This is a genomic window from Embleya sp. NBC_00896, from assembly GCF_045207785.1.
In the GTDB taxonomy this organism is placed as follows: domain Bacteria; phylum Actinomycetota; class Actinomycetes; order Streptomycetales; family Streptomycetaceae; genus Embleya.
The window spans coordinates 311,442-327,244 of the sequence record NZ_CP108777.1 but is presented as its reverse complement, the minus strand read 5'-3'; the positions used below and the strand labels follow the sequence as shown (position 1 = coordinate 327,244).

Here is a 15,803-nt window from a genome sequence, read left to right as displayed (position 1 = left end):
CGGGCGAAGCGCGCCTCCCGCTCACTGTGCCAAAGCGTTGCCCAGTGGCGTCCGTTCGTAGCGGACCTGATGACCGTGCCTGCGCGACGACAGGAGGCCGGCGTCGCGCAGCACGGACAGGTGGCCCGAGACGGAGGACAGCGCCAGGCCGTAGCGGTGGGCGAGCGCGCTGGTCGTCGCCGGCGCGTCGAGTTCGACGAGAATCGTCGCGCGGTTCGCGCCGAGCAGTCGGACAAGGGCGTCGGACGCCGGCCGCGCGGGTTCGCTCCACAACTCGCCGATGCCGCGGGCGGGATAGACCAGCGTCGGCTGCCAGGGCGGGTCGAATCCGCCGACCACCTCCGGCCAGACGAACACCGCGGGCATCAGGACCAGGCCGTCACCGTCGAGGGCGCGCGTGTGGGTGAGCGCGGTGTTGCGGGTGGTCACGGTGAGCGTGTGGTCCGCCCACTCGATGCGCGGGTGCAGGTCGGCGAACAGGCCGGCCAGACCCTCATCCGCCAACCGCTTCGTACGAAAGGCGATGTCCGCCTCGAGGAGCGATCGCAGCCGCGGCCAGTAGGGGGCGATCAGCGCGTCCCAGACGCGTTCGTGGAGGTCGGCGAGTTCACGGATCGTGCGCGCGGGATCCGCGAGCATGGCGCGCGCGAGCGGAGTGTCCGCGGCTCCGGGAACGTGGGTCAGCGTGCGGGTCATCTCCGCGTACGCCGCCGCCGGTTCGGTCGCGCGCACCCGCGCCGTCTCGCTCGCCATCGACGCCAGCGGGCCGGCCGGCGGCGGGCACAGGAAGTCCGGGGTGTAACCGCACTGCGGCATCATCAGCCACAGCGGCTCCAGGTCGAGGTCGGTGAGCACCTCGCGAGCCCGACGCACCCATCGCGGGTGGTAGCCGTGCCGCTCGGGCCGGGCCAACGTCCGAATGGCTTCCTGCGTTTCCCATAACGGCGAGATCGCGAACCGGCAGCGCAACAGGTCGGGTGCACCGAAGTGCATGTGCATGGGCACGGAGCCTCCCGCAGCCGGCCGAACTTTCGGGTGGGGCCGAAACAGTACAGCTCGCGAAGGCATCCGACCAGGCTGCCGCCATGACAACGACGCGAAACGAGGGAGCCGAGGCCGCGGACCCGGCCCGGGACGAGGGAACCACTCCGGCCGGCTCGGCGGTCGGCGTCCGCGAGACCTTCGACACCGCTCCGGTCGCGCCCGCGGCGACATCGTCGAAGACCGGCTCCGGCTACGGACAGGTGTTCGCCGTACGCGAGTTCCGGCCGGTCTTCGCGGCGCACGTGCTGTCGATGACCGGCTCGGTGTTGGCCCAGGTCGCACTTTCGGTGCTGGTGTACCGGCTCACCGGCTCCGCGCTGCTCACGGCGCTCACCTACGCACTGGGTTTCCTGCCCTACGCGATCGGTGGCACGGTGTTGGCCGGGGTCGCGGATCGGTACGCGGCGCGCACGGTCCTGGTGGTCTGCGACGTGCTGTGCGTGGCGTGCGCGGCGGTGATGGCGACGCCGGGGACCCCGGTGGCGGTGCTGCTGACGCTCCGGTTCGCGATGGCGCTGGTGGCACCGGTGTTCAGCGGCACGCGAGCGGCGAGCCTGGCGGACATCCTGGGCGAGGGCGACGCGCTGATCCTGGGCCGGTCGCTGATCCGGATGGTGGCACAGGGCGCGCAGGTCGCCGGGTTCGGCCTCGGCGGGCTGCTCCTGGTGGTGGTCGGCCCGCGCGAGGCGTTGATGATCACGGCGGTGACCTTCGCGGGGTCCGCGCTGCTGCTGCGTTTCGGGACCCGGAACCGTCCCGCTCGCGCGCCGCGCGAGGGCGGCCCCGAGAGCGGGGGAGGGGGTACGCGCCGGCTGTTGGCGAATCGCCGGCTGCGGAACCTGCTCGTGCTCTTCTGGATCCAGCCGTTCTTCCTGGTGGTACCCGAGGCATTGGCGGCTCCGTACACCGACGGGATCGGCGCGGGCACCACCGGGCTCGGGCTGTTCATGGCGGCGATGCCGGTGGGCACGTTGCTCGGCGAACTGCTCGCCGGGACACTGCTCGGCCCGGAGGCGCGGTCGAGGATCGCGGGGCCGCTGGCGCTGCTCTCGCTGCTGCCGTATCTGGGGTTCGCGGTGCGACCGTCGCTGCCCTGGGCGATCGCCGCGATGTTCGCGACGGGGCTGTGCGGGGCGTACACGTTGGGCGTGGACCAGTGGATCCTGGCAGCGATTCCGGAGGGAATGCAGGGTAGGGCGATGACGCTGATGGCGGCCGGGCTGATGACGATCCAGGGCGTGGGCATGGCGCTGGCGGGGGCGGCGGCCGAGTTCGGCGCGCCGCACGTGGTGACCGCATGGGCGGGGCTGCTCGGGACGGTGTGCGTGGCGCTCGCGCTGCGGTCCGCTCGGCGTGCTCACGGAAAGTCGTAGGACCGCTCGGGAGAAACGCCTGCGGCGCGGCAGGCAGTGGGCCGATCACCGGCGTCACGCGTGCGGTTCGTCGGTGTCCAGGATCATGGCTGACGTGGCGCCGATCAGGCGGCGCAGGATGGCGTCGGCGCGCTTGCTGTCGCGGGTCATGACCGCGTCGAGCAGGTCGCGGTGTTCCTTGTGACCCGCCTGGTCGGTCGTCCGGTGGCGCGCGTCCGCCGGTGTGGGTCGGCTCCACCGTCGGTACAACTCGGCCTCTTCCCGAAGCGAGGCGGCCAGGTCGCGCAGCCGGGGGTTGGCGCAGCCGGCCAGGAGCGCGGTGTGGAAGTCGGCGTGGGCGATCAGCCAGTCCTCGCCGGGTTGGTCGCCCACGCCGAGTGGGGTCTGCTCGAACGTGTGGTGGGCGGCCAGCACTTGGGCCTGCCACGCCAGGTCGCCTTCGTCGATGGCGCGGCTCAGGGCGAGGCACTCGAGCTCGGTGCGGGCGTCGGTCAGGTCGGCCAGCCCGCGAGCGGTCACGTCGGTGACCCGGAAGCCGTGGTGCGCCTCGGAGCTGACCAGGTTCTTGGCGACCAGCCTGAGCAGGGCTTCGCGTACGGCGCCGGTGCTCACCCCGTACCGCTCGCTGAGCTCGGGGAACTTCAACCGCCGGCCGGGCCGGAGCCGGCCGCCCAGGATGTCGGCCCGGATGCGATCGTGCACCGCTTCGCTGCGGGTCTGCTGCCCGGCTTCTCTCGCCACGAGACGGATCCATCCACCAGCCCCCGACCGGCACTCCTTAGCGAGCACGATCCACCTCGCCCACCTGGCCACCCGGCCGAACACGGCCTGCTGCGCTCCGGACGAGGGTCCGGTGGCCCTACCCGGCGTGGCGGCCCTGGTCTTCGGTGAAGGGCCGATCGGCCTCGCCGAGCCAGTACACGGTTCCCTGCCGGGTGACGGTGGCGCCGAAGTCCCAGAGCCTGGGCTGGTCGGCCTTCTCCCACAGCGTCAGGGCGTCGTGGACCTCCCGCGCCAGGTCGCGGGGCCCGAACCGGTTGACCTCGCCGCCGACTCCGGCGGTGGTGTCCCGGACGACGGCCCAGGACGTGCCGGCGGCGTCACCCAGCCACAACGTGCGGCCCCGGCCTCGGTCGAGTTCGAGGAGGTGGTGGACGTCGGGGACGCGCAGCGAGATCGCGAACCGGGCGTGGACGTCGTCCAGGGCGGCGACGTCCAGCGCGGTGACGCCCGCGTCGGAGTGTTCCCACGTGTCGTCGTCGACCACGGTCGCGGGGTCGAAGCGGGTGAAGCGTTGACCGCGCGTGGGCATGAACATCACCCCGCCGTCGAAGACCCCGGAAGCGGTCCCGTCGCCTGCGACGGTGAGCCGGAGCAGGCCGCCCTGATGGAAGGGGACGATCCGGGGAGCGACGATCACACCCCCCGGTGCGGTCTGTTCCACCCACGCGTAGGGGACGCGGCCCACGGCGGCCGTGGCGATCACCCGGTCGAAGGGCGCGTGTTCGCGGTGCCCGAGCTCGCCGTCCGCGCACACCACGTGCACCCGGCACCCCGCCGCCTCCAGCGCCCTGCGCGCCCGGTCGGCCAGCACGGGGTCTATCTCGACCGTGCACACCCGCCCCGGTCCCGCGCGCTCGCACAACAGCGCGGCGTTCCAGCCCGTACCGCCGCCGATCTCCAGGACCCGGTCACCCGGCTCGACGCCCAACGCCCGGAGCATGAACAGCACCGCCGAGGGCGCGCTGATCGAACTCGACGCCACCTGCCCCACCCCGGGCCGGACGGGCCGGCCGTCGTCGACCTGGACGACCAACGGGGCATGCGGCGCGTACACCGCCTCGGCCCACCGCCCCGGCTCCCCGGCCCGCTCGAGCGCCCGGTAGCCGTCGTCGCCGGGCACCCACACGGTGTCGGGGACGAAGCGGTGCCGAGGAACCCGCGCGAAGGCATCGCGCATCCAGGGCTGCTCGAACTCGCCGAGGGCATCCAGGGTTTCGACCGATCGTTCGAGATGCTCCTGGTCGCTCACTTGGGCTTCTTGTGCGTACCGGGACCCGGGTTGCGCAATGTCGGGTCGTCACCGTCGGGGGACGGCTCCGGAGCGGGTTGCGGGGGCGGCGTGGGCTTGTTGTGCGTACCCATATCGATGATCCCTCCTCGCGGTGACGTCGAGTCATCATCCCGTGACCGACCGCATGATCGCCAGTGCCCGGCGATCGGCGGGGCGGTGCCGACGACCGCATGGATCACGTGTCGATCAGGGCCGTCATCACGATCGCCGGTATCAGCGACAGCGCCACGCCGGCGAACCACCAGGGCCAGTGCCGTCCGCGCGAGAGCGCGCCCCAGGTCCCCACGCCGCCGGCGATCAGCGCGCCCAGCACGGGCAGCCACAGTGCCAGTGGTGTGAACCACCCCGAATCGCATTGGAACCCCTCCTCGAAGTCGCAGTTCGCCGTGGACATGGCGCTGCCGAACATCACCACCCACCCGGACACGACGCACCAGACCCACAACGCGACCACGGCGACCACCCGCACCGCCGTGCTCCACGCCTTCCGAACCCGCGTCCCACCATTCACCGTCGTCGTCATGCACCGAACCTACGAACACTCCTCCCGGACCACCCGGGTCCACGTACTCACGAGATACTCGACCCTCGTACTCACCTGTCCCCGCGCCCGCGCCTCGCTCGAGACCCTGCGAGCCGCCCTTCGCACGCGCAGGTACTTTCGCGGATCGCCGCATAGGATCCCGGCGGGGGACTGTGTCGACTCTGGGGGGTTGGTCATCGATGTCGCATGTCGTGTTGACGACGGGCGCGAACGCGCCGCTCGGCGAAGAGATCGTCGAGATCGTCGTGTCGTGGGAGGGGCGCGCGGGCGTCGACGTCTCGGCGTTGCTCCTCACCGCCGATCATCTGGTGCGCGGTGACGCGGACTTCGTCTTCTGGAACAACCCCGCGAGCCCCGACGGCGCGGTCCGACTCGCCGACGGCGGGCGGATGACCGTGGTCACGAGCGCGGTCGCCGCCGACGTGGCGAGCCTGGTCGTGGTGGTCGCGGCCGACGGGGAGACGGGCGCGGACACCCTGGCGGACGTCCGCGGCCTACAGGCGGTCGTGGGCGGGCTGGTCTACCGGCCCGACGACTTGACGCGGGGCCAGACCGCGGCCGTGTTGGTCGAGGTGTACCGGCGCGCGGACGCGTGGAAGGTACGCGCGGTCGGTCAGGGGTATGCGAGCGGTCTCGCGGGTATCGCCACGGACTTCGGGATCGAGGTCGCCGAGGAGCCCGACGACACGCCGACGGCGCCGGAGCTTCCGGTGGGCTTCGCGATCCCCGACGCGGCGGAAGCACCCTCGGGCTTCGCCGCCCCCACCGCACAGCCGGCGCCCGTCGCCTTCGCTCCACCCGCCGCACAGCCACAGCAGCAGGCCCCTGGGCCCGAGTTCGCCGTGCCCCCGGCCACCGCCGCTCCGGAGTACGCCACCGGCTTCGCGGCCCCCGTGCCCACACCGGCCCCCGTCGCGTTCACCCCGCCGCCGGCCATCGCACCGCCCACGGCCCCGGCGCCCGCCCCGGCTCCCGCCTCCCCGGTGTCCCGGGCGCTGTCTCGGCTGCGTCGCCGCCCGGACACCCCGACGGAGCCGGCCGCCGCGCCGACCACCGCGCCGACCGCCGCGTACGTACCCACCACGCCGTACCCGGCGGCGACCCCGTACGCAGCCGCCCCGGCCGCCGCCGCGCCGTTGAACATGACCAAACCACCGCTCGGCGCGATCAAACTGACCAAGAGTCAGAGCGTGGCACTGCCGTGGGACGGCGACCCCGGCCTCGTGATCACGGCGGCGCTCGAATGGGACGGGGGCACCGCGTACGACGACTTCGGCGAGGCGGACCTCGACCTGTACGCGATGTTCGTGCCGCGCACAGAGGCGGTTCCGCCGAGCGACAAGCGAATACCGACCAAGGGCGCGGTCTACTACCGCAACTTCGGCTCTACGACCGCCGAGCCGTACCTCCACCTGGACGGCGACGCCCGCGGCCCGGGCCGCGAGGTCATCCGGATCACCCGCCCCGACCTCCAGGGCCACGTACTGATCTGCGCGTACAGCGCGCTCGGCAACGGTAGCGGCAGCTTCAAGTCCTACGGCGCCAAGGCCGTCGTCGACGACGGCCGGGGCTCGGTCGTGACGATTCCGCTCCTCGACGACAACGACATCGGCTATTGGGTCGCGATCGCGCTGATCGACTTCACCCGGCCGGAGGGCCCGACGGTCCGGCACGTCGAGCGGTACTCCGAATCGGGTGAGGAACGCCCGATGCTCTACGCCGACGGGCGCTTCGCGATGAGCATGGGCCCCTACGAGTTCAAGGACGCCGAACCCATCTCCGAGTGGGAATGGGAGAGCGTCATGGACCCGACGCATCACGAAAGCATCCGCGAGGGCCGCAACCTCTACCCCTGACCGAACCGGACAAGCACCCTCATGCAGGGCATGGGGGTGCACCAACTCCCGTACATCACAGCCGGTGGCCTGCGGGCTTGATCTGCTGACGCTGTCTCAAGAGCGCCAACTCGTGACCGTCGTGCGAACTCTCAGGTCGCTGGGACTGACTGAAGTCACAGCCATGTCGTCGCCATCCAGACGGTCACGGCCGCCGCGAGCATGAGCGTGATGTTGAGGGCGATCCGGCGGTCTTCGCGGCTCAGGTGAACTCTGGTCGCGCCGATCTGGAGGACCACGAACCCGATGGCCGCAACCAGGGCCAGCCAGGGCGCGATGCCGGTCAGCGGCGGGAGGATCAGCCCGATCGCGCCGAGCACTTCGATCACCCCGATGGCCCTGACGGCCGGCATCGGCGTGCTGTCCACCCAGGCCATCATCGGCCGGAGCTGCTCACGGCTCTGGACCGCCTTCACCCCGCCCGCGTAGAGGTAGAAGAGAGCAAGCAGGCCGGCAACGATCCAATATGCGACGTTCACGATTCCCATCCACGGTTACCGGTTGTAGGTGACCTCATCGTCACCAGCAGAGAGCGGGCAAAGGCACAAGCGAGTGCGCGAGTTCGTCAGCGGCACGGACCTCCCGAGGTAGGAGCCGCCGCGGCTGTACGGTTTCGGTACGGGCAGCCGGGCGGCGTTGTCCTTCCGACTTCTAGGCGAAGTCGGTGGCGGGTTCGGTGGCGTAACGGCTCATCACCCGGAGGGTCGCCTGTGGGGTCAATGCCTGGCCGCCGGCGATCATGTCCTGCAGGTCTCGGAAGTACTGCACGTACAGGTCTGGCGTGAAAGTGCTGAGCATGACGGCCTGTTGGTCGGTGACGTTGGCGAAGGTGTGCGGGGCTCCGGGCGGGACCATCACGAGCGTTCCGGCCGTCGCGTCGTAGTCCTTCTCTCCGACCGTGAACCGCACCGTGCCGGAGATGATGTAGAAACCCTCGTCGTGCTGGGCGTGACGGTGCTGCGGAGGTCCGGGCGTGTGCGGCGCGAGGACGGACTCGGCGAGCCCGAGGCGGTGCCCGGTGTTGCTGCCGTCTTCGAGGACGCGCAGTCGCGTGGTGCCCAGGAAGATCGTCTCGCCGTCGCCCGGACCGACCACCGATACGGCGGGGTCGGCAATCGGCTCACTGGTCTTCGGTTCGTCAGTCATGCTTCGATTCCACGTCCAGGGCACTGCGACTGTCCAAGACCCTTTGTGTGGCGTCGATACCGTACGAGTATCGTTGCACCATGGAGTTACGCACGCTGCGCTATTTCGTGGCGGTCGCCGAGGAACTCCACTTCGGCCGGGCCGCCACCCGGCTGCACATGAGTCAGCCGCCCCTGAGCCGGGCGATCAAGCAGCTGGAGATCGAGGTCGGCGCCACGCTGCTCGACCGATCGTCCGCCGGTGTCACGCTGACTCCGGTGGGGGCGGTACTACTCGATGAGGCGCGCGCCCTGCTCGAACAGGCCGACCGGGTACATGTACGCGTGGCCGCGGCAGCGGGAGCCGCGACCCTCACCGTCGGCATCCTGGGTGACAGTACCGACCCGGGCGCAACCCGGCTGGCCAGTGCCTACCGCCGGCGGCACCCACGCGTTGAGGTTCGCATCCGCGAGACCGACCTGACCGACCCCACCTGCGGGCTGCATGCCGGACTGGTCGACATCGCCCTGACCCGCGCGCCGTTCGACGAGACCGGCCTGACCGTACACGAGCTGCGCGCCGACCCGGTGGGAGCGCTGTTGCGCACCGACGATCCGCTGGCCCGCCGCGACAGCCTGAAGCTGTCCGACCTGGCCGACCGCCGCTGGTTCCTGTTCCCGGAGGGCACCGACCCCATCTGGCAGTCGTACTGGAACGGTGGGGAATCTCGCGAGGGTCCGGTGGTGCGCGCCGTCCAGGAATGCCGGCAAGCCGTTCTCTGGAACGGCACGGTCGGCATGACACTCCTGGACCACGAGCCGGCCGAGGGGCTCACTGTGGTGCCGCTGATCGATATGCAGCCGAGCCGCGTGGTGGCGGCGTGGAACGAGGGCGACACGAATCCGCAGATCCGCTCGTTCGTCCAGATCGCGGTCGCCGCCTACCGCGATTGAGCGCCTCACCGGCGGCACGCCGACTTGAGGGCGCCGCGGTCGGGGGCGCTGTCGGGGGCGCTGTCGGCACCGGCCTCGGCCCGGGCGGGGATCAGGGCCCGCATGGCGGTCAGGCGGGCGGCCCGACCATGCGCTGAATGTGCTCAGCCTGGTAGCAGGGGTGAGTGATCGCCGGCCGGGAGCGCAGGCGGTCATCGCATCGGATCCGTGCGCACGCCTCCGGATGCGACCCGAACAGCCCTCGTGCATTCTGTATGCGGTCAATAACATTCAGTGATGGTCGTGCCGGTCGCTGCGCCTGCCGTCCACTGCTCGTCGGCCATCTTGTTTCCCCGCTACAGGAAAGGCGTCGCCATGCCCATGCTCCTCATCGAGGGTGTCTATCGGATCGTCGGGACGCGCCCGGACGGCGACACGATCCGCTTCGTCCCGAACGACCCCACCGAGTGGGACCTGGTGCCCGGCCCCAACCTGGTGCATCGCAACGCCGCCGGCGGCGCGAGCCTGCGCCTGGAGGGGATCGACGCGCTGGAGACCCACTACCGGCCCCCGACCGGTGGACCGGAGCTGCACCAGCCGGCGCCGTTCGCCGACGAGGCCGGCGACGAGCTGCTCACCTGGATCGGCTTCCAGCCCGTGCAACGTGAGCCCGACGGGACCGTCAAGGCGCCGACCGTCCCGGCCGAGGTCCCCGGGTTCATCCTGACCAGGGGCGCGGACAGGTACGGCCGCTGCGTGGCCGTTGCCGGGCGCGGTGCGGGCCCGGCGGCAAGCGGTACGCAGGTCCACGTCACCGCGGCGATGTTGAAGACGACCGCCAACCACCACATGCTCGCTACCGGCCTGGCCTTCCCGACGTACTACCGCAGTCTCTTCCCCGAGCTGCGCAACGAGTTCACCCAGGCAGTCAAGGCCGCCCGGCAGGCCGGCAAGGCGCTGTGGTCAGTGGACAAGACGACCTCGGGGGCGGAGGTGGTCGCATCACCGGTGATCAGCGAGGACGTGGTGCTGCCCAAGTTCTTCCGCCGCCTGGCCGAGTACATCGCCCTGAACGACGGCGATCCCGCGCTCGACGGGTTCCTCGACTTCCTGGCGCAGAAGGCCGACAAGTTCACCATCATCTCCGACGCCCACTTCACCACCGGTCTCGACCTGGTGGTCGAGGTCAACACCACCAAGGTCAAGATGACCCAGCCCCCCGAGAACCTGCTCTTCGACGAGGCATGAGGGAAACGGGCACCATGACTGAGCGAACGAGGTAAGGGTGTCTCCTGGGTCGCAAAGCGGCGCGCGGTCTTGCGGTCCAGGCCCAGGACGCGGGCGATCGCGCCGATCGTGTAGCGGCGCTCCTGTAGTTCGTGGATGTCGGCGTGCCGTTGCCGGCTGCGGGCCAGGAACTGGTTGTCCGGAGGGTCCGTCGGTGGCGGCGGGATGCCGATCAAGGCGACCGCCTTCGCGACGTCGGTGGCGCCGTTCCGCCGGTCGGGGAGCGTGTACTCGGGGTCTTTGCGCAGGCGGGGGCGGTGGGCGTGGCCCCACCTCCCACTCGGGATCGGGACAGACCTGCTCAACGAAGTTCCTGACCACCAGCGGCTCCCGCGGCGACGCCGGGAGAAGGAGCGACGTGCAGTCTCGGTTCGGCCCACCGCGCGGCTCGGCTTGCCGGCGAGACGTCCCCTAGCGCCCGGGGCATCTAGCATGCCCGGCGTGACCAATCCCAAGGACGTACTCTTCACCGGCAGCGTGGTCGATCGGCTGCTGGACGTGGCCGTGGCAGCACACCTCCCGACAACCCCGCCGCTGGAGGACGAACTGCAGCGCTTCGCCCGGGTCATGGTCGACTCGCAGACAGTCATGTGGATGAACCCGCTGGACGCGACCGCCGCGCTGCTCGACCTCCTCGCCGAAGAGACCGACACCCCCGTGTTCGCGACCCGCCCCGCCGCGTACCGCGACAAGCTGGCCCGCGCCGCACGCGACGAGCCGATCGGCGACTTCCTCCACGGCCTGGCAGCGCTCGTGCGCGAGTTGACACGGGTGGTTCCTCCGGGGTTCGACGAACTGCCGATGTCCCAATGGGAGGCGGGGATCACCTTCTCGCAGACCTGCGGGCTCACGGAGTACATGCGCTCAGGCGAGTTCGACGACGTCCGCGCGGCGGCGCGCGAGATCGCCGGCATGGACCACCCCGACTGCCAGTGGAGGATCGCCGGGCTCGGCGGCGAACTGCAGCGCCTGCTCTTCATGTTCCCCCGGCCCGAAGCCATGGACGCCGCCTTCGCCGCCGTCCATGGCCCAACACACGCCGATGTCGAACTGCTGCTGCACGCTGTACGGACCCATTTCGCCGAAGAACACTGACGACCGCTGTCACACGAAGGGGGATTCGACCAACCGAGATGCCTGTTCGCCCCTCCGCTTCTCGGGGTGCGCACCGGATCGGCCTGGGGAGCCGAGCAACACCGGATGCCGTCGTCCTTCGTGGACGTGGGCGCTCGCCCGCCCGGCTACTGCTCAACCGAGTACCGCAGACGAATGCGATCACGATTGCGGCGTTGATACGTTGGCGCGCACGGACAGAGCCCCAGTCGACTCGCGTCCCTCGCGGGCGCGGCCGGCCGGACGTCTCGGGCGGCGGGCTCTCGGACAGGCACAGTGCTCCACGGTCATGAACGCGGACCGACATCGACGTCTCGAAGTATGCGCAAGTTATCCGATTTTAAAGGGAGAGCTCATGCAGCGCATAGCCTTACGCCTCGGTGTGGCGGCGGCCACCGTGACGGCCCTGGCGGCTGTCACGACGGGATCGGTGACAGCAGCGCCCAGTGCCTCCGATCGTTCGGAAGTGGCGGCGTGCGATCCAGTCGGGGTTACGCGGTTCAATCACACCGGGTACAAAGCCTGCAACACCCGGACGGTGGACGTCGACTGGAACAAGGACGGGCAGTCGGACGAGTCGTTCGTGGTCGCGCCCGACCGAACGATATGGCACATCGAGGCTGCCTCCGACGGCTGGAAAGAGATGCCTCACGGTTTTCGCGCCGACGACATGGTCGGGGCCGGGTGGACCTACGGGCAGCGTTGCGTCAGGGTATTGGTGAAGACCCTGATAAACGAAAACCAAATCTGGTCCTCGTGTTTCAGCGACGGCTCCTGGCACCCGTGGTGGCGCGTCTACGTGTGAGCGGAGAGTCCGCGCCGCCGCCGCACGCCGCCCCGCCGCCTCGACGGCCGCCTCCACACCCGCCCCGGCCGAGCCGTCCTGCGGATGGGCTTCGAGACGGCAATATCGGGTGCCCGTGTGGGGCTATCGGGTTAGCAGCCGGCACACGCTTGATGTGTGAGCGATGAGTTTGGGCGGCGGATCGGGTCTGCCCTGGTATGACTCGAATCATCGCCGACATCTCGGTCTCCCTCGACGGCTTCGTCACCGGGCCGGACCCCGGCCCGGACAACGGTTTGGGCACCGGCGGCGAGGCCCTGCACACCTGGGCGTTTTCCGACGACCCCGACGACCGCCGGGTCCTGCGCGAGGCGACCGCCCGCTCGGGCGCCGTCGTCCTCGGCCGCCGGCTCTTCGACCTGGTCGACGGGCCGAACGGCTGGGACGACACGTCCGGCTACGGCGCCGGCGAGGTCGGCAAGCCCGCGTTCGTCGTCGTGACGAGCTCGCCGCCGGAGTCGGTGCGGCTCACCGACCTCGACTGGACCTTCGTCACCACCGGTCTGCCCGATGCCGTCACCGCCGCGCGCGAGCGTGCCGAGGCGGCGTCGTCGAAGAGCGGCAAGGACCTCGACGTCGTCCTCATGGGCGGTGGCGCCACGATCGGCTCGGCGCTCGACGCCGGGCTGGTCGACGCGCTGACGCTGCACCTGGCGCCCGTCGTGCTGGGCGCCGGGACGCCACTGTTCACCGGCGGAGCTCCGCGCACGCTGGTGCAGCGGAGCGTGACCTCGACATCGACCGCGACGCACCTGACCTACGACTTCCTCTGACGACGTCGTTGCGGAACGGCATTGCCCGCACCGATCTGGAGCCGCCGGCAAACCCACCATCGCCGACCACCGACCGCCGGAACTCCCCGCTCCCCTTGGGGACTTCGACCGCAGAGCCGTCGACAGCCGCCGACGGCCGGGCGGTTGCCACGCCGGACCGCGAGTGCGGCGGGCGCGCCACCTTGCACGATCAGCGGCAGGTCGCGGCGGGAGGCGTAGCCCTCGCGGTCCAGCAAGGCGACATCGAGTGAATTACGTCCGGGGAATCGGACGGCCACCCCTGCGTGCGCGGGTCGGTGTAAACGCAGGAGCGGCCGGCCGGCCGGATCGGCGTGGCAGGTTCCACGGCGGCGTCAGGTGCGGTTCAGGGCCATGTCGAGATGGGCGATGGTCAGGCTCTGGTCGGTGACGGTGACGTCGGTACCGGTGAAGCGGGCGGCCTGGAGTCGGTCACGGATGAGGGCGCGCAGGGCGGGGTGGTAGGAGTCGAGGTCGTCGAGGACGGCCTGGGGGATTTCGATGGTGCCGTAGAAGCTTCTCGGTTCGGAGGTGAGCCCCGGAGCACGGGGGGATTGGCGTAGGCCGTCGACCGTGTGCAGCACGATCCGGAGCTTCTGGTCGCCTGCCTGCAGGGCCAGGGGTGTGGTCGCGACCGCCACGTCGAATTCATCCCGGCGACGGTGGGCCGCGGAACCCCTTGATCGTGTCGGCCCGTGTGCCGAGGCGGGGCCAACGCATCGACGAGGCCGTCGAGTTGCCGCGCACGCACATCGACGGGGCCCGGCACACTTCTACGAACAGCGTGGAGGAGATGGCCGTGATCCTGGCCCGGCACGACCCGCCGGAGGAGCTGCGCGATCTCGCCGCGCCCGTGTGGCGGGCGTTGGCCGATCGCCCGTGGGATCTGCTCGACGTCGATGGGCAAGGTCGCGTGTGGTTCCGGGCGGGGCGCTGGACTCTCCCCCCGTGGGAGGGTTCAGCATGGTGGCATGCACGATGAACTGCTCGCCATCGGGCGCTTCGCCCGCCTGTGCCGGCTGAGCGTCAAACAACTGCGGCACTACGACGAGGTGGGGCTCCTGGCCCCGGCGTGGGTGGATACCGGCACGGGCTATCGGTACTACGCCCCCGAGCAGGCGCGTGACGCGCTGACCATCGCCCTGTTGCGGGACATGGACGTCCCACTGGCAGTGATCGCCGAGGCGCTGACCGCCGACGCCTCGTTTCGGGCGCGCGTCCTTCGCGCCGAGCGGGACCGACTGGCCGAGCGGATCACCCGGGATCAGACGCGGCTGGGGATGCTGGAGCGGCTGGCGGAGGGCGGTCTGCCCGGGTACGAGGTGAGTCTGGGGAGGGAGCGGGAACGGCGGCTGGCCGTGGTGCGGGCAGTATGCGCGCCCACGACGGTGGGGGCGACAGTCGGGGAGTGCGTCGGGCGGCTCCTGGCCGGGCTCGCAACGGCGGGGATCGCGTGGGAGCCGCCGCTGTGGGGGCTGTACCCCCTCGACCTGGAGGATGGAATGCACATCGCCGTCGGGGCGGAGACGACGGCGGGGACGAACGTGCCCGGCCTGGAGGTTGAGGTACTGCGCGGCGGGCCCGTGGTCGAAACCGTGCATATCGGGCCCTATGCCCAGCTGCCCCTGGCCTACAACGCGCTGTTCGCCGCCGTCCACGAGCGCGGGCTGCGCCCGCAGGCACCCGTGCGCGAGGCCTATCTCGTCGGGCCGGGAGAGGCGACGGACGAGGAACTGATGACCCGGTTGATCCTTCCCGTCGAGGAGGTTGCAGCAGCATGACCGTCCTCAAGGGCGTCGAGGCACACGGTACGCAGCACTGCGAGACGACGGCGCTGGGGGTGTTGCTGCGGCACGAAGGACTGGATCTGTCCGAGGCCATGCTGTTCGGGCTGGGCTCCGGCCTGGGCTTCATCTACTGGGACGGAAAGGGCATGGACTTTCCCTTTCTCGGAGGCCGTGTCAAGCCCTTCGAACTCACCCGGAACCTGGCCGCCACACTCGGACTGGCGCTGGTGGTACAAGAGACCACATCCCAGCGAAAAGCGTGGCAGAACGTCACGGCCCACATCGACGCCGGTCGGCCCGTCGGGTTGCAACTCGACAGCTACCACCTGGACTACTTCCGGTCGAAGGTGCACTTCGGCGGCCATGTCGTAGCCATGTACGGCTACGACACACAGCAGGCCTATCTGGTGGACACCGACCAGCAGGGCGGAGCGGTAACCACCACCTTGACCAGCCTGGCCAAGGCCAGAGCCGAGCGCGGCCCGATGACCGCCAAGAACCGCTCCTTCACCCTTACCGTGCCGCACGACCCGCCTTCACCGCAGGACCGGATCGTTTCCGCGATCAAGGCTTGCGCCGACGGCTTCCTCAACCCGCCCATCGCGAACCTGGGTTACCGCGGCATCGAGAAGACCGCCACACAGGTGCGGAAGTGGCGGCACCGCAGCGACAACCCACAGCGGGACCTGCCACAGGCCGCCCTCCTCATGGAGCAGGCCGGCACCGGCGGCGCTCTGTTCCGCAACCTCTACCGCGACTTCCTCGGGGAGTGTGCCGAGCTGATCGACGACGGCAACCTTCGCACCGGCCACACGCTGTACACCGAAGCAGCCGCCCTCTGGACGGACGTAGCCGAGTTGATCGCAAAGGCCGGCGACGCGGACGACGCCGGCGGCGCAGCGCACCTGGCGCAGGCCGGCACAATCCTCCACGATCTCTCGCGAGTGGAGCACGACGCCATGCAGGCGCTGAGCCGGATGCAGACGTGAGACCT

Annotated in this window: 17 protein-coding genes; 10 read left to right on the top strand and 7 right to left on the bottom strand. The window is 70.4% G+C overall.

Features of this window, described 5'->3' with window-relative positions:
* Positions 1–21: 21 nt before the first annotated feature.
* Positions 22–1,005, bottom strand: a complete 984-nt coding sequence (locus tag OG928_RS34705; protein WP_331765972.1) for a DUF5937 family protein — start codon at positions 1,003–1,005, stop codon at positions 22–24.
* Positions 1,006–1,085: 80 nt separating this feature from the next.
* Here OG928_RS34705 and OG928_RS34700 point away from each other — a divergent pair, with 80 nt between their 5' ends.
* Complete coding sequence (locus tag OG928_RS34700) at positions 1,086–2,417, top strand: MFS transporter (protein ID WP_331765971.1); 1,332 nt, start codon at positions 1,086–1,088, stop codon at positions 2,415–2,417.
* 54 nt (positions 2,418–2,471) lie between these two features.
* Here OG928_RS34700 and OG928_RS34695 read toward each other — a convergent pair whose 3' ends face one another.
* The 3 genes from OG928_RS34695 to OG928_RS34685 form a co-directional block, all read right to left on the bottom strand.
* Entirely contained in the window at positions 2,472–3,158 is a 687-nt protein-coding gene (locus OG928_RS34695; RefSeq protein ID WP_331765970.1) for a GntR family transcriptional regulator, read from the bottom strand.
* A gap of 118 nt (positions 3,159–3,276) precedes the next feature.
* Positions 3,277–4,449, bottom strand: a complete 1,173-nt coding sequence (locus tag OG928_RS34690) for a methyltransferase domain-containing protein (protein ID WP_331765969.1) — start codon at positions 4,447–4,449, stop codon at positions 3,277–3,279.
* 217 nt (positions 4,450–4,666) lie between these two features.
* A complete protein-coding gene (locus tag OG928_RS34685) occupies positions 4,667–5,014 on the bottom strand; it encodes a hypothetical protein (protein ID WP_331765968.1) in 348 nt (115 codons plus the stop codon).
* A gap of 200 nt (positions 5,015–5,214) precedes the next feature.
* Between OG928_RS34685 and OG928_RS34680 the strand changes: the two genes are divergently transcribed.
* Complete coding sequence (locus OG928_RS34680) at positions 5,215–6,891, top strand: TerD family protein (RefSeq protein ID WP_331765967.1); 1,677 nt, start codon at positions 5,215–5,217, stop codon at positions 6,889–6,891.
* 155 nt (positions 6,892–7,046) lie between these two features.
* Here OG928_RS34680 and OG928_RS34675 read toward each other — a convergent pair whose 3' ends face one another.
* Complete coding sequence (locus tag OG928_RS34675; protein WP_331765966.1) at positions 7,047–7,409, bottom strand: DoxX family protein; 363 nt, start codon at positions 7,407–7,409, stop codon at positions 7,047–7,049.
* Positions 7,410–7,581: 172 nt separating this feature from the next.
* Positions 7,582–8,076, bottom strand: coding sequence for a cupin domain-containing protein (locus tag OG928_RS34670; protein ID WP_331765965.1), 495 nt, complete (start codon positions 8,074–8,076; stop codon positions 7,582–7,584).
* Positions 8,077–8,156: 80 nt separating this feature from the next.
* Here OG928_RS34670 and OG928_RS34665 point away from each other — a divergent pair, with 80 nt between their 5' ends.
* From OG928_RS34665 to OG928_RS34645, 5 genes are all read left to right on the top strand, one after another.
* Positions 8,157–9,008, top strand: coding sequence for a LysR substrate-binding domain-containing protein (locus tag OG928_RS34665; RefSeq protein ID WP_331765964.1), 852 nt, complete (start codon positions 8,157–8,159; stop codon positions 9,006–9,008).
* A gap of 354 nt (positions 9,009–9,362) precedes the next feature.
* The gene (locus tag OG928_RS34660; protein WP_331765963.1) at positions 9,363–10,235 is read left to right on the top strand and encodes a thermonuclease family protein; all 873 of its coding nucleotides are present in this window, start codon (positions 9,363–9,365) and stop codon (positions 10,233–10,235) included.
* Positions 10,236–10,715: 480 nt separating this feature from the next.
* On the top strand, positions 10,716–11,369 hold the full coding sequence (locus OG928_RS34655; protein WP_331765962.1) for a hypothetical protein: 654 nt from the start codon (positions 10,716–10,718) through the stop codon (positions 11,367–11,369).
* Positions 11,370–11,742: 373 nt separating this feature from the next.
* Complete coding sequence (locus tag OG928_RS34650; RefSeq protein ID WP_331765961.1) at positions 11,743–12,192, top strand: hypothetical protein; 450 nt, start codon at positions 11,743–11,745, stop codon at positions 12,190–12,192.
* 197 nt (positions 12,193–12,389) lie between these two features.
* Positions 12,390–13,004 (top strand): dihydrofolate reductase family protein, encoded by a 615-nt coding sequence (locus tag OG928_RS34645; protein WP_331765960.1) that lies wholly within the window; start codon positions 12,390–12,392, stop codon positions 13,002–13,004.
* Between the two features lie 353 nt (positions 13,005–13,357).
* Here OG928_RS34645 and OG928_RS34640 read toward each other — a convergent pair whose 3' ends face one another.
* The gene (locus OG928_RS34640; RefSeq protein ID WP_331765959.1) at positions 13,358–13,663 is read right to left on the bottom strand and encodes a hypothetical protein; all 306 of its coding nucleotides are present in this window, start codon (positions 13,661–13,663) and stop codon (positions 13,358–13,360) included.
* Between the two features lie 44 nt (positions 13,664–13,707).
* Between OG928_RS34640 and OG928_RS34635 the strand changes: the two genes are divergently transcribed.
* Genes OG928_RS34635 through OG928_RS34625 form a run of 3 tightly spaced genes read left to right on the top strand, consistent with a single transcriptional unit; the run spans position 13,708 to position 15,798 of the window.
* The gene (locus OG928_RS34635) at positions 13,708–14,004 is read left to right on the top strand and encodes a hypothetical protein (protein WP_406291471.1); all 297 of its coding nucleotides are present in this window, start codon (positions 13,708–13,710) and stop codon (positions 14,002–14,004) included.
* Entirely contained in the window at positions 13,994–14,803 is an 810-nt protein-coding gene (locus OG928_RS34630; protein WP_331765957.1) for a MerR family transcriptional regulator, read from the top strand. The genes OG928_RS34635 and OG928_RS34630 overlap by 11 nt, the downstream gene beginning before the upstream one ends.
* Complete coding sequence (locus OG928_RS34625; RefSeq protein ID WP_331765956.1) at positions 14,800–15,798, top strand: BtrH N-terminal domain-containing protein; 999 nt, start codon at positions 14,800–14,802, stop codon at positions 15,796–15,798. The genes OG928_RS34630 and OG928_RS34625 overlap by 4 nt, the downstream gene beginning before the upstream one ends.
* Positions 15,799–15,803 lie beyond the last annotated feature (5 nt).

What these genes read in the sequence shown, in the direction of transcription:
- OG928_RS34680 (WP_331765967.1), top strand. Translation starts at nt 5,215, where the DNA reads ATGTCGCATGTCGTGTTGACGACGGGCGCGAACGCGCCGCTCGGCGAA.
- OG928_RS34685 (WP_331765968.1), bottom strand. Translation starts at nt 5,014, where the DNA reads ATGACGACGACGGTGAATGGTGGGACGCGGGTTCGGAAGGCGTGGAGC.
- OG928_RS34660 (WP_331765963.1), top strand. Translation starts at nt 9,363, where the DNA reads ATGCCCATGCTCCTCATCGAGGGTGTCTATCGGATCGTCGGGACGCGC.
- OG928_RS34645 (WP_331765960.1), top strand. Translation starts at nt 12,390, where the DNA reads ATGACTCGAATCATCGCCGACATCTCGGTCTCCCTCGACGGCTTCGTC.
- OG928_RS34625 (WP_331765956.1), top strand. Translation starts at nt 14,800, where the DNA reads ATGACCGTCCTCAAGGGCGTCGAGGCACACGGTACGCAGCACTGCGAG.
- OG928_RS34700 (WP_331765971.1), top strand. Translation starts at nt 1,086, where the DNA reads ATGACAACGACGCGAAACGAGGGAGCCGAGGCCGCGGACCCGGCCCGG.
- OG928_RS34650 (WP_331765961.1), top strand. Translation starts at nt 11,743, where the DNA reads ATGCAGCGCATAGCCTTACGCCTCGGTGTGGCGGCGGCCACCGTGACG.
- OG928_RS34630 (WP_331765957.1), top strand. Translation starts at nt 13,994, where the DNA reads ATGCACGATGAACTGCTCGCCATCGGGCGCTTCGCCCGCCTGTGCCGG.
- OG928_RS34670 (WP_331765965.1), bottom strand. Translation starts at nt 8,076, where the DNA reads ATGACTGACGAACCGAAGACCAGTGAGCCGATTGCCGACCCCGCCGTA.
- OG928_RS34665 (WP_331765964.1), top strand. Translation starts at nt 8,157, where the DNA reads ATGGAGTTACGCACGCTGCGCTATTTCGTGGCGGTCGCCGAGGAACTC.